This is a genomic window from Streptomyces sp. NPDC021225, from assembly GCF_044332865.1.
Taxonomy (GTDB): Bacteria; Actinomycetota; Actinomycetes; order Streptomycetales; family Streptomycetaceae; genus Streptomyces.
In genome coordinates, this window is the sequence record NZ_JBIRPV010000005.1 from 216,145 (window position 1) to 229,692 (window position 13,548).

Consider the following 13,548-nt stretch of genomic DNA (forward strand, 5'->3'; position numbering starts at 1 on the left):
CGAACTGTGCGGCCTTCCGGGAATCCCCGAACCGCCCAGGTACTTCCCAAGGGGCCTTTTCGTGGATGCCGGTCCGCGCATGGACGCGGCCGAGTACGAGCGGTATGTCATCCACGAGACCGTCGGAAGCGTCGACTGGGACTCACCGGAAGGCGTGGACGAATTTCGGTTCGACCGCGCGACCGGGCTTTTGTCCCGGGTCTCCCTGCGCATTCCGGAGTATCTGGAAGAGGACCGCGACCGGGCTTTGGGCTGGCTGTCGGCGGAGTCCACGCCGGGGAACCTTCGCCTGATCGAGCCGAAGGCGGACTTCCACGTCGAGCCCGCAGGGGCGCGATGGAGCACCGACCGCGAGCTGATCCTCCTGCGCGACGGCCCGGACGCGCCGACAGCGGAGCGCTTGCGCGTGCAGGTGGCGCCGGGGCTCCATCTGCTCTTCGCGGACGGACTGCTCACGGGCTGGATGCTGGACGCCCCGGAGTCGCGCATCTCCCCGTCGTCCGGTCAGCCGTCGTCCAGCCCTCCCGACCCCGTGCTGGCACGTGTCCTGGAGGACTACCTGCGGCTGATGGCGTTTCCGGCCCTCGACGACCTTATGGACGGCGAACCGGGCTTCCGGCGCTCGCTCGAGGAATTGGCCGCGCGCATCGACGTCGGCGGCGGAGCGGCCGACCGGAGGTCGGCTTTGCGTGACTGCATCGATGACGTGATCAAGGAGTGGTACGAGGAGTAACCGATCCCGCGCGCCCCCTGATACAGCCGGATCCCGTTTGTGCGGGATTTGCAACAGCGGACTTCTTGACCGCAACTTTGCCGTTCTTTGGCACTACCGTGTGGGGAGTTGCTCATACGGACGCTGATCGGGGGATAAGCGATCATGGGGTGGGGGGATTTCGTTCCGGACTCGCTGGAGGACTGGGTCGAGGACCGGGTGGAGGACGTCGGTGAGGCCATCGACGTCGCCGGTGACTGGACCGCGGACCGGCTGGACGACGTCGGCTGGGAGAGCGGTGCGGACTGGGTCCGGGAAACGTCGGATTCGGCGGCGAACGCGCTGGGCGCGAATGTCGACGAGATGCAGCTCGGCGAGACCGAGGACCCGAAGAAGCTGATCCACGGCAGCCCTGGAAAGCTGCGTTCCACGGCGGATCATCTGAGTGATTTCCAGACCGCGTTCGACAATGTGGGAAGGGGATTACGCGGGCTGGACGCCGACCATCTCAAGGGCGCGGCGGCGGACGCCTTCCGGGAGAGCGTGTCGGTCCAGCCGAGGAAGTGGTTCACGGCGGCTGACGCCTGTGAGAAGGCCGCCGGGGCGCTGGACAGCTTCGCGGGGACGGTGGAGTGGGCGCAAGGGCAGGCCGCGGAGGCCATCGCCCGCTACAAGCAGGGCAAGCAGGCGTCGGAGGAGGCCCGCTCGGCACACAACGAGCGGGTGTCGGCGTACAACACGGCGGTCGACGCGTACAACGCCGCACCCGCCGGCGAGCGTGACCGCTCGACGCTGCCGGACAAGCCGGGGGAGTTCCGCGACCCGGGCACCTCGCATCTCAATGTCGCCCAGGAGATCCTGGGCGAGGCGCGGCGACAGCGGAACGAGGCGCACACGACCGCGAAGGCGGCGGTGGAGACGGCGCGCGACGCGGCGCCCGACAAACCGTCGTACGCGGAGCAGGTGAACGACGGCTTTACGGGGCTGGCCCTGCACTATTCGCACTTCTACGGCGGCATCATCAGGGGCACCGCGGGCGTCGTCAGCTTCGCGCGGCAGATCAACCCCTTCGACCTCTACAACATCACGCACCCTGCGGAGTACGTCACCAATCTCAACAGCACGGCCGCCGGGCTGGTCCAGATGGCCAATGACCCGTGGGGCACGTTGGGCAGCATGTGGGACACCTTCCAGCAGGATCCCTCCGAGGGCCTCGGCCGACTCGTGCCCGAGCTGATCGGCACCAGGGGCCTGGGCGGCGCCAAGAGGGTCGCGACCACCGCGAGGCGTGTGGCCGAGACGAAGCCGCCCGCCCGCGGCCTGCTGGACGAGAACGGGCCGCATGGCCACGACACCCCCAACAGTGGGAAGAAGTCGGACGGCTCGGACCCGATCGACTTCGCCACCGGCCGGATGTTCCTGCCCCAGACGGACGTGACACTGCCGGGCATGCTCCCGCTGGTCTTCCGCCGCCAAGTCGAGTCCGGCTACACGGCGGGTCGGTGGTTCGGGCCTTCGTGGTCGAGCACGGCCGATCAGCACCTGGAGATCGGCCCGGAGGGTGTGGTGTTCGTCTGCGAGGACGGCCGTCTGCTGGACTACCCGCACCCCGCACCCGACCTCCCGACCCTGCCCACGGCGGGCATCGCGCGCTGGCCGCTGGAGCGCACGGTCGACGGCGACTACACCCTCACCGATGTCGACAACGGCCGCACGTACTCCTTCACCGCGCCCCGGAACGAACCCGATGGCATCGCGCCGATCGACGAGATCCGCGACCGCAACGGCAACCGGATCGCCTTCCATTACGCCCCCGACGGCACCCCGACCGACATCGTCCATTCGGCGGGCTACCACCTGAAGCTGACGGCCGAGGACGGCCGTATCACCGCGCTGCACCTCGCGGGCGCCGCCCCCGACGGCTCGGACCAGGAGATCGTCCGCTACGCCTACACCGACGGCAATCTCACGGAGGTGTTCAACTCCTCCGGTTTGCCGCTGCGGTTCGAGTACGACGACGAGAAGCGCGTCATCGCCTGGACCGACACCAACGACCGCCGCTACGACTACGTCTACGACAACCGCCACCGCTGCATATCGGAGGGCGGTACCGAAGGCCATGTCTCCATCCGGCTGGACTACCACGGCGTCGACCAGCGCACCGGCCACCGGATCACCACCGTCACCACGGCCGCCGGCCACACCGCCAAGTACCTGATCAACGACGCCTGCCAGGTCGTCGGCGTGATCGACCAGCTGGGCGCGTACACCCGGACCGAATACGACCGCCACGGCCGGCTACTGGCCCACATCGACGCCCTCGGGCGCCGCACCGAATGTCATTACGACGAGTGCGGCCGCTTGGCGGGTTTCGCCCGCCCCGATGGCAAGCGGGCCGGCGTCGCCTACAACGACTCGGGACTGCCCGTCACGTTGACCGGGGCGGACGGGGCCACTTGGACCCGGGAGTACGACGAGCGCGGCAACCGCATCGCCGTCACAGACCCCGCCGGGGCCACCACTCGCTATGCCTATGACGACTTCGGCCGGCTCACCGCGGTCACCAACGCCATTGGCGAAACGACACAGTTGCGCTGCGACGCCGCCGGTCTGCCCGTGGAGGTCACCGACCCTCTCGGCGCGGTCACCATCTACCGCCGTGATGGGTTCGGCCGTCCCGTCGCCATCGTCGACCCGCTCGGTGCGACGACTGCCTTGGACTGGTCGGTCGAGGGCAAGCTCCTGCGTCGAACCCGGCCGGGTGGGGCACAGGAGTCGTGGACGTACGACGGTGAAGGTAACCGCACCAACCACGTCGACGCCGCAGGCAGGGTGACCTCGTACGAGTACACCCACTTCGATCGGCTTGCCGCGCGGACCGGCCCGGATGGGGTGCGTTACGAGTTCGAGCACGACGCCGAGCTGCGTCTGGCCAAGGTCACCAACCCGCAGGGGCTGACCTGGTCCTACGAGTACGACCCGGCAGGCAGACTGATATCCGAGACCGACTTCGATGACCGTACGGTCCGCTACGGGCACGACGCCACCGGGGATCTGATCTCACGCACCACCCCGATGGGGGAATCCGTTTCCTTCGCACGTGATGTGCTCGGCCGCGTCGTCGCCAGAGACGTCTCCGGACAGACCACCACCTTTGGCTACGACACCGCCGGACGGCTGGTCTCGGCCGTCGGCCCGGACGCAGAGGTGATCTTCCAGCGGGATCGGATGGGCCGCGTGGTGTCCGAGACGGTGGCCGACCGTGTGACGACGCACCGCTACGACGCCCTGGGGCGCCGCACCTGCCGCACCACCCCCGGTGGAGCCACCACCGTCTACACCTACGATGCCGGAGGCCGCCGCACGACTCTGACCGCCACCGGCCACACCCTCGGCTTCGAGCACGATGCCGCGGGCCGTGAGGTTGTCCGCCACATCGGCCGCGATCTGTCCATGTCCCAACTATGGGACCCGGCGGGCCGTCTGGCCGAACAGTCCCTGGCGGGAGAGGTCGCCGGGATGGTCCAGCGCCGCGCTTACACCTACCGGGTCGACGGTCACCTCACCGCGACTGACGACCAATTCACCGGCCACCGCACCTTTGATCTGGACGCGGCGGGCCGGGTCACAGCGGTCCAGGGAGAGGGCTGGAGCGAGACGTACGCCTATGACGAGTCGGGTAACCAGACCCACGCCACCTGGCCCGCCAAGCACCCGGGCGCGGAGGCAACGGGCGAGCGCGCGTACACCGGCACCCGCATCACCCGCGCGGGCCGGGTCCGCTACGAGCACGATGCCGCAGGGCGGGTCACGCTGCGGCAGAAGAACCGGCTGTCGAAGAAGCCGGACACCTGGCGCTACGCGTGGGACAGCGAGGACCGGTTGACCTCCGTCACCACCCCCGACGGCACGGTGTGGCGCTACCTCTACGACCCTCTCGGCCGACGGATCGCCAAGCTGCGATTGGCTGAGGACGGTGAAACCGTCCTGGAACGGGCCGACTTCACCTGGGACGACAACACCCTCGTCGAGCAGACCACGACCGTTCCGGGCCGCTCAGACCTGGTGACGGTTACCTGGGACCACGCCCATCTCCATCCCGTCGCCCAGACCGAGCGCATCACTGATTCCACAGGTCAACACGAAGTCGATCGACGCTTCTTCGCCATCGTCACCGACCTGGTCGGCACCCCCACGGAACTCATCGACGAGCGCGGCGAAATCGTCTGGCGCACCCGTACCACGTTGTGGGGCCGTACGACCTGGGCGCGAGGCAGCACCGCGTACACTCCGCTGCGCTTCCCGGGTCAGTACTACGACCCCGAAAGCGGTCTGCACTACAACGTGCACCGGTACTACGACCCAGAGGCTGCCCGGTATCTTTCGAGCGACCCGTTAGGGCTCGCGCCCGCTCCCAATCCCGTTGCCTACGTCCGGAATCCCCATGTGCTGGTCGACCCGTTGGGTCTCTCTCCGTGCACTCCTGAAGCACCTGATGAGAGGGGTGCGCGAGGGACCAGGCAAGGAGAGGTGGAGCGGACACTCGACAACGCCCTGGACAAGGACACGTACCTCAGAGATGTAGCCGAAAAGTACGGTATCAATCTGAGGGGTTCTGGCCAGGACATCCGGGTGATCTACGATCCGGATCTCCCTCCGGGACAGGCCGGTGTTACGCGAGCCGCGGAAGGAGGCCGGGTCATTCGCATCGGTCCGAGTGGAATCATCGATGACGCCACTGCGGCGAATACCATTGCCCATGAGCTCAGTCACGCGCGATATTATCTAAAGCATCAGAGCTTCCATGGGGAAGTTCACGGTGACGAAGGCTCGTTGGCCGATGGCACTCCCTATGGGTCTGGAAATGCTTTGCAGGATTGGATCGAGGGCAACAGGTGAGCGAATCGACCGAGTGGCGTGAGCTCGGCACAGCCGTATACAAGGAGTGGCGTCGGATCTTCAACGAGGACTGGAGCGGTTCTCGGATTTCGTCTCCGTGCCCAGTATGTTCGGCGAGGACGCTGCACAGGTGGTACATCCTGGAAGGTGGCGAGCCGAAAGTTCTTGGCGGACAGAGTTTCACCGGCCGCGGAAGGCTGTGGGAGTGGTGCAGTACGTGCCGAAGTTTTGAGCACTACCCAGATGGCTATGTGCCTGACTGGTGGGCCGCCCCGTACGAGGTCGACCCCTCGGAACTTCGGTACGATCCCGGGCCGATTGAAAAGGCGCGCACGGCTTCGGGGTCCCCCGGTCGGTGATTCTGGAGCTGCGGCACAAGGTCGAGCTCCACCGGATGACCGGCCGGGTGGTCGCGTGCCCGATCGACGAGATGAACCGGCCGCGCGGCTCGGAGGACACCCAGCTGCGGATCCCGGCGGCCGGACCGGCGGCAACCGGTACCTGGTGATCGGCCTCGGCACGGGACAGGCCGCCGACCTCGCGGTGCCGCCCGACCGGAACGAGCTGATCGCCTACGGGCCGCTGCCGTCCGACGACGGCGCCACCTGGCTGGGTACCGCGGTGCTGGTCCGGGCGCCGGACCCGGGCACGGCACGCGCCATCCTGACCCCGGACCGGTACGCCGACATTGAGGTGCACAACTGGCAGTTCGGCGGGCGCCCGTCATAGCCGAGGATGTCCGCTGACATCGCCGCCGAAGTCTGTGGATCGCTCAGCATCCTCGTGTTCCACCCGAACTCACCGACGTGTCAGCCTGACACACACCGCTGGACCCCTGGGTTCGCGCTGAAGAACCTTCAGTTCCGCGAACGCGCGGGTCTCCCCCCGGCGGTCCGGAGGGGACAGCACGTCGTCAACCCCCGGTAGACCCCACGACCGGCCCCGAAGCCAACCCCCGAAGGACTTTCGGAGCCGATACTTTAGGCTGCGGGCGTGAAGTACAGCGAACTTGAGGCGGACGTTCTCCGGCTCATCGTCGAAGCCACCGAGGGCAGTGTTCGTGCCTTCGGAGAGCAGACGGTCACCCGTCTGGTGCGGCCGGAGCTGCTGCGCGGTGCGGCCGAGGACGAACTCACCGAAGACGCCCGGGCGGCACTCACCACCGCCTGCGCGAACGTCCTGACGATCAGCGCCGCCGAGCTGCACGACCAGCTTGCGGCGATCTATGGCGGCATCCTGGTCGATGACGATCTGGACACGGGAGTTCTCACCGCCATCAGCGCGTTGGCGCACTGGAAGAGCTACCTGGAGCAGAACCGGCGCGGCGAGCTCTACGAACTCGCCATCCGTTCCATCGAGGACGTCGACCACGAGGTGTCCGCCGATCTCGACGATTTCCTCGCCACGCCCGAGATGGCGGCCGAGTACGAGCGCATCCGCCGACTGCTGGACCCCGGCGCGAAGTAGGGGCGCCGAATCCACTGTGTGCGGTCCAGGAATCCAGCCCGTGGTCTTCCCCACCCGCTCTGGACTTGGTGCGCGGTATGACCTGTCACACGCTCACCACAACGATGCGGGCCACCAGGCGGGAGGCCCATCCCCGCTCAGTCCCCGACCCGTACCAGCCCGCTCTCGTAGGCGAAGATCACCGCGTGGATACGGTCCCGGAGGCCGAGTTTGGTCAGGATCCGGCCGAGGTGGGTCTTGACGGTCGTCTCCCCGACGAAGAGGCGCTCCGCGATCTCGCCGTTGGCCAGTCCCCGGGCGACCAGGGCGAGGACTTCCCGTTCCCGCTCGGTGAGAGCCGCCAGGCGGCTGCGCTGGGCGGGCGCGGACGCGGGGGCGTGCAGGACGAAGCGTTCGACCAGGCGCCGGGTCAGCGAGGGCGCCACCATGACCTCGCCCCGCAGCACCGCGCGGACGGTCACCAGGATCTCCTCGGCGGGGGCGTCCTTGACGAGGAAGCCGTTGGCGCCGGCACGCAGGGCCGCGTAGGCGTACTCGTCGAGGTCGAAGGTGGTGACGACGAGGATGCGGGGCCCATGGGGCCGCGCGCAGAGGTGTTCGGTCGCGGCGAGCCCGTCCAGACCGGGCATGCGTACGTCCATGAGGACGAGGTCCGGCTCCAGGGCGGCCACGCCCGCGATCGCCGCGTCGCCGTCGGCGGCCTCGCCCACCACGGTGAGGTCGGGCTGGCTGTCGACGACCATGCGCAGCCCCATCCGGATCAGCTCCTGGTCGTCGCAGATCAGCACCCGGGACGATGACGCGGTGCGAGTCGGGGTCGGGGTCGGGTCGGTCATGGGGTCGCCCTGGTGGGCTCGGGCTCGGCGGGGCGCAGGGTTGCGGCGACGCGGTAGCCGCCGTCGGGTGTGGGCCCGGCGTCGACGCGCCCGCCGTACAGGGCGGTGCGCTCGCGCATGCCGGTGAGTCCGCGACCGGACGGGAGCAGCGGGGCGGGACGCTCGCCCGCCGCTCCGGCTTCCGTCCCGGCTCCCGCTCCGGCCGAGTTCTCCACCTTGACGCGGACCAGCCGCCCGGGCCCCTGCCTGCCGGTGTCGACCCGTACATGGACCGTGGTGTCCGGCGGCGCGTGCTTGACGACGTTGGTGAGCGCCTCCTGCACGATGCGGTACGTCTGCACGGTGAGATCCGCCGGAAGGCCGTCCCGCTCTCCGTGAAGGTCCAGCAGGGCGCGCCTGCCGCTCGTGTTGAGGCGTCCGACCAGCCGCCGCAGATCGGCCGAGAGGTGTTCGGCGGCCCCATCGGGACCGGAGCCGGAGTCGTCGGCCAAGGCGTCCGCGTCGGGGGTGCGCAGCACCTCCAGCAGCCGGCGCAGTTCGCCGAGGGCCTCGCGGCCGGTCGCGCTGATGACGCCAAGGGTGCGATCGACGACGGCGGGGTCGACCTGCCGCATCAGCCTGCCGCCCTCGGCGTTCAGCACCATCACGCTCACGCTGTGCGCGAGGACATCGTGGATCTCGCGGGCGATGCGCGCCCGCTCCTCGGCGACGGCGACCCGGGCCAGGGCGAGGCGTTCCGACTCGGCGAGCGCGGCCCGCCGCTCGAACTCGGCGACATAGGCGCGCCGGGCACGGACGTACTCGCCGAACACCCAGGCCCCGGCCAGCAGGAGCCCCACCGCGAGCGGAGTGAGCCAGGCCCCCCGGGCACCCGGGCCCCCGTAGTCCCGCTGCCACGCGGGAATCCACAGCAGAACGCAGCCGGCGGCACAGACCACCGTCGCCGCGGCGGCGCGGCGCAGGCCACGCACAGTGAGGGTGGCCAGGACCGCGGCCAGGGCGATGGCGCCGCGTCCCGGTTCCTGTCCCCACACCTGTCCGAGATACTGCGCCCAGAACGCCGCCGTCACCAGGGCCGCGACGAGCACCGGCCGACGGCGGCGCCACAGCAGGGGCAGCACCAGGGCGACGTACACGCCCGCCTGTACCCAGACCGGCCGCCAGCCCGGCTGCGGGCGGATCACCGGCGGCACCGCCACGAGCACGACCAGCAGGACGTCCGTCAGCCACGGGTGGCCCCGCCGCAAGCGGGGCAGGGTCTCCATCAGCCGATGCACCACCTCACGCTACGGCCGGGGCCGCTCCCCCACATCGTCCCGACGGGCGCCATGGAGTCCTCCCACGGTCGTACACGTACCGGCCGGGGATACGACGTGCAGCCACCCGGCGTGCTTCCACCATGGCCGCCATGTCGATCACCGCCGAGTTCCTCAGACGGCCCCTCATGACCGGGGCCATAGCGGCCAGTTCACGACGGCTGGCGTACGCGATGACCGAGGGCATCGGCCTGGAGGGGGCTCGGCTCGTTGTCGAACTCGGCCCGGGAACCGGGGTGTTCACCGACGCTGTCCTCGCCCGGCTCGCGCCCGACGCACGACTCGTCGCGATCGAGCTCAACCCGGTGCTCGCGGCACGGCTGTCGGCCACCCGGCACGACACACGGCTGACCGTGATACGGGGTTCGGCCGCCGAGCTGGCCGCCGCGGTGGGCGAATCGGTCGACGCGGTGATCTCCGGGCTGCCGTGGACGGTCATGCCACGGGAACAGCGCGGGCACATCCTGGACGCCGTGACCGAAGTCCTCAAGCCCGGCGGCCGGTTCACCACCTTCGCCTATCTGCACGCGGCCTGGACTCCGCCCGCCCGTCACTTCACCGCCGAACTTTCCCGCCGTTTCAGCCGGTTGGAACGCTCGACCGTGGTGTGGCCAAACCTCCCACCCGCCTTCGTGCACCGGGCCACCCAGAAGCCGTGACCGCGAGGGCGAGGGCCGCGGCCGGGAAGGCCCAGGCCCTGACCTGGCCCGTACGCTCCAGGCACTCGGACGCAGAACACGGAGTAGAGAGCCAGCCGAGATACGGCCGAAAGGGATAGCGGGACTCCTCCCCGGCCGATCGCCGCCGGTCAGCACGCTGGGGTGGCCGCTCTTCTGCGCCGACTGCCGGTCAGGTTCCCGGCGTCGCGAGGCCGTCGGCCGGTGTCGCCATATCCACCAGCGTGCCGCCCGCCGGGTCTGCCGCACTGTGGACTTGACCGGCGCCCACGAATTTTCGCGCCCCCACCGTGTTCCGCCGGTCTCCGGCCTCCCCGCCCGGTGGGGGAGTCCGGCACCTTCAGCCGCCTCCACCCCTCCAGGGCGCAGTCCACCGCGATCATCTCGCCCGCTGGCAGCCTCTCGACGGCAACCCAGCGATCCCGGCACAGCGCAAGGCCCGGCGGGAGTACGAGAGCCGCGTCAGCTCCCTCGTGACCGACGCTCGGCGCTGAAGGGACCTCACGCGCTATCGGTCATCCAAGATCAAGTGCTTGGCGTTACTGGCTGTCCCGTTGGTCTCCAAGGCCGGATGCCGCCCCGTGACCTTGGCGGTCGCGGGGCAGCACGAGCGGTCACCCCTGACGGGCCGGCGGCAGAGCCGCCCCGTGCTCCCGCGCCCACTCCTCGAAGCCCGTCACGCTCAGGCCGAGCGCCAGCGCGTACCGCGGCGACGCGGGCTGTCCCACGACGTTCAGCCGGTCGTACGAGACACCGAAAACGGGCGGCATGCCCGCGGCGATGGCCTCCTCCACCGTCATGTCCGGCGCGGCCAGTTCGGTTCCGCTGGCGCGGGAGAGCACGGCGGCGACCTCGGTCATGGTGAGCTCGTCGCTCGCGAGTTCCAGCTCCACGCCGTGGAATCGCTCGGGGTCGGCGAAGGCGGCCGCCGCGGCATGGCCGATGTCCTGGACGGCGATCAGCTTCAGCACGGTGTCGGGCTTGAGGACGGTTACCAGTCGGCGGCCATCGGAGCCGAACATGAAGCCGGGTTCGAGGAAGTTCTCCATGAAGAAGCCGGGCTTGAGGAGCGTCCAGTACCGGAATCCCGCGTCCCGCCCCCGGTCCTGGAGCGCGGTCTTGGTCTCGTAGTAGTGCTCCACCGCCTTCCAGCGCCCCTCGGCCCAGCCGGGTTCCTCACGGTGTTGTCCGGCGCCGGAGACGGAGGTGTGCACAAGCTGCTCGACACCCGCTTCGGCCGCCGCGTCGATCAGGTTGCGCCCGCACACCCACTCCGCGTCGCCCTGGAGGTCGGCCAGGTCCGGCATCTGCACCGAGAAGACGGCGCGCACCCCGTCCACGGCCCGCGCCACGGCGTCGCGATCCCGCAGATCGCCGGTGACGAGCTGGGCGCCGAGCTCAGCCAGGGCGCGGGCCCGTTCACTGCCCGGGTCGCGTACGAGGGCGCGTACCGGGATGCCCTGCGCGAGCAGGGCCCGGGCGGTGGCGCCGCCCTGTTTGCCGGTGGCGCCGGTGACGAGTACGGGCGCGTGTGCGGATGCGGTGGTCATGCCGCAGCCTCCTAAACGGTGGGGTCCGCCATTTATCTACCGCGTACAATACGGAGGGGTCCGCCATTTAGCAAAGGTCGAAGGTGACGAAGGTGTCCGACGTCCAATCCCGCACACAGCGCGCCGATGCCCGCCGCAACCACGCGCGCCTGCTCGCCGCCGCGGCGGAGGAGGTCGCCGTCCACGGCGCGAACGTCTCGCTGGAGCAGGTCGCCCGCACCGCCCAGGTGGGATCGGCGACCCTGCGCAGGCACTTCCCGAACCGTGGCGCCCTGCTCGCCGCCGTCTTTGAGCAGCGGTACGAGGCCCTGTGCGACCTCGCCGCGGACCTGACCGCGCGGGACGACCCCCAAGCGGCGCTGCTGGAATGGCTGCGCGCCATCGGTCACTACGTCGCCTGCGCGCGCGGCATGGCGGCAGCCCTGACCGGCCACACCCCCGTCGAAGGCGAACACTGCGCCACCCAACTCGCCACCGCCGCCACCCCCTTGGTGCGCCGCGCCGTCGCCGCGGGCGCCATACGGGCGGACGCCACCGCCGCCGACCTGCTGACCGTGGTCGCGGGCATCGCCCTCGCCACGGAACACCACCCCAACGGCGCGGCCGAAATGGACAGGCTGCTGACACTGGTGACGGAGGGGCTGGCGCCGCGCGGCGCCGGCGGCTGACCGGCGTGCACGGGGGGCGCGGTGGTCAGCCGCCGACGTCGAGCTGGTGCGCGACGAGAGCGACGTGGAGCAGCTGCGTTTCCGCCGCAACGGCGAGCCGGTCCGGTGGCACGTCTGTACGATGACCCTTCGCCGCCGGGGCGGTTGGGTATGTGGGCGAGACGCTGTTCCGGACGATCGACGCCCGGAGGAATCAGGCGCTGTCCGATGGGTCGCGTGACCGGTGGCGGACACTCATCGTTTCAGGCGATATGGGCCGGGGCGGGCGTTGGAAGAATCACCGCACCGTCACCGTTGCCGTGATCCGGCTCTGGCTCCGCCCATAACTGGCCGCACAGTTCGTAGGACATGTCCGGTGGGCCGAGGGTGATGCGGGCGCCCGCCGCCAGGCATCGCCACCTGCACGACAACGACCCCGATGTGGCAGCCGAACTGCTCCAGGACCCGGTCGTACGGCGCCGCGACGTGGGCGGCTCGGGTCGACCCGATCGGCCGGCCTGGCAGTCGCCGTACGGTCGTTTCCCTTCGGCGGGCAGGCGAACAAAGTGCGCACGGATCATGTCACCTAATGACAAGTCAGTCCTGCTAATCTCGCATTCCCCCAGGGTGTTCGACTGTGATCCGTTTAAGTGGTGACGGCTCTCTCGGGCGATGTCGGCCTTTGGGTTTCCATCCGACGTATGGCGGCAGCACAAGGAGCCGGCCGGACAATGTCCCGAATCAAGAAGCCCCTCACTGCAGGGGGAGTGATCGCTGCGGCAGCCGCCGCTCCGACCCTCGCAGTCCCGACACCTGTATTCGCAATCCACAGGATGGACGCAGGAGCGGAAGGCGAGTAAAACCGCTTTCCGCTGGAGCCGATCGCGCATTATCCGCGCCTTCCGTGAATGCCCCGTTCAGCCCGTTCGGCCCGTTCGGCCCGATCGGGCGATCTCGCGAGAATTCCGGAATGCCTGACCTCAGGCATCGAAAAGAGTGGAGAGAAAGTGAATTCCGTTTCCCGTAAGGCCACGCTTGTCGTCGGCGCCATGGCAGCGGCCGTGGGCCTGTCCATGTTCGGCGCCGGGACGGCCTCGGCCAGCCCGCTCCTGCCGTACCAGGGGACCGTGTACAGCAGCCTGGGCAAGTGCCTGACCGTGGGGAACACTCTGGCCCAGAAGGGTGCAATAACCACGTTCACCTGTCAGCCGCGCGGCAAGGACGGCTACGCCTTCTACTACACGACCTGAGCGGCGGTACCGGTCAGACCTGAAGCGGGTCGATACGAAGGAGGCCGGTTTGGAGCGCGTTGAGGAACTCAACGTGCGGAGTATCGCGGCCTCCTGAGCATGGCGTACGAAGGGGCGGTGCACACCCGTATCGGTTCGTGCACCGCCTCTTCGCGCGTGCTGGCAGGGCAAGGAGGCCGGCGCCGTCGCGGCGG

10 protein-coding genes are annotated in these 13,548 nt (G+C 69.3%); 7 read left to right on the forward strand and 3 right to left on the reverse strand.

What is annotated here, in order from left to right; translation table 11 throughout:
- The first annotated feature begins 61 nt into the window (after positions 1-61).
- From ACH4S9_RS23135 to ACH4S9_RS23150, 4 genes are all read left to right on the forward strand, one after another.
- A complete protein-coding gene (locus ACH4S9_RS23135; RefSeq protein ID WP_398373721.1) occupies positions 62-733 on the forward strand; it encodes a hypothetical protein in 672 nt (223 codons plus the stop codon).
- Positions 734-877: 144 nt separating this feature from the next.
- Complete coding sequence (locus tag ACH4S9_RS23140; protein WP_398373722.1) at positions 878-5,611, forward strand: putative T7SS-secreted protein; 4,734 nt, start codon at positions 878-880, stop codon at positions 5,609-5,611.
- A gap of 243 nt (positions 5,612-5,854) precedes the next feature.
- Positions 5,855-6,340 (forward strand): hypothetical protein, encoded by a 486-nt coding sequence (locus ACH4S9_RS23145; protein ID WP_394816729.1) that lies wholly within the window; start codon positions 5,855-5,857, stop codon positions 6,338-6,340.
- A gap of 264 nt (positions 6,341-6,604) precedes the next feature.
- Entirely contained in the window at positions 6,605-7,078 is a 474-nt protein-coding gene (locus ACH4S9_RS23150; protein WP_311723678.1) for a hypothetical protein, read from the forward strand.
- A 137-nt stretch (positions 7,079-7,215) separates the two neighbouring features.
- Here the strand turns inward: ACH4S9_RS23150 and ACH4S9_RS23155 are convergent, their stop codons facing one another.
- On the reverse strand, positions 7,216-7,914 hold the full coding sequence (locus ACH4S9_RS23155) for a response regulator transcription factor (protein WP_311723677.1): 699 nt from the start codon (positions 7,912-7,914) through the stop codon (positions 7,216-7,218).
- Positions 7,911-9,191: a histidine kinase gene (locus tag ACH4S9_RS23160; protein ID WP_358847750.1), complete on the reverse strand. Its 1,281-nt coding sequence runs from the start codon at positions 9,189-9,191 to the stop codon at positions 7,911-7,913. The genes ACH4S9_RS23155 and ACH4S9_RS23160 overlap by 4 nt, the downstream gene beginning before the upstream one ends.
- 131 nt (positions 9,192-9,322) lie before the next feature.
- On the opposite strand from ACH4S9_RS23160, the gene ACH4S9_RS23165 reads away from it, so the two are divergent.
- Positions 9,323-9,889: a methyltransferase domain-containing protein gene (locus tag ACH4S9_RS23165; protein WP_311723675.1), complete on the forward strand. Its 567-nt coding sequence runs from the start codon at positions 9,323-9,325 to the stop codon at positions 9,887-9,889.
- A 632-nt stretch (positions 9,890-10,521) separates the two neighbouring features.
- Here the strand turns inward: ACH4S9_RS23165 and ACH4S9_RS23170 are convergent.
- Positions 10,522-11,457 (reverse strand): NmrA/HSCARG family protein, encoded by a 936-nt coding sequence (locus tag ACH4S9_RS23170; protein ID WP_398373723.1) that lies wholly within the window; start codon positions 11,455-11,457, stop codon positions 10,522-10,524.
- Between the two features lie 92 nt (positions 11,458-11,549).
- On the opposite strand from ACH4S9_RS23170, the gene ACH4S9_RS23175 reads away from it, so the two are divergent.
- Together ACH4S9_RS23175 and ACH4S9_RS23180 are read left to right on the forward strand one after the other, a co-directional pair.
- Entirely contained in the window at positions 11,550-12,125 is a 576-nt protein-coding gene (locus tag ACH4S9_RS23175; RefSeq protein ID WP_398373724.1) for a TetR/AcrR family transcriptional regulator, read from the forward strand.
- A gap of 986 nt (positions 12,126-13,111) precedes the next feature.
- Positions 13,112-13,354, forward strand: a complete 243-nt coding sequence (locus tag ACH4S9_RS23180; protein WP_398373725.1) for a hypothetical protein — start codon at positions 13,112-13,114, stop codon at positions 13,352-13,354.
- The last annotated feature ends 194 nt before the right edge of the window (positions 13,355-13,548 follow it).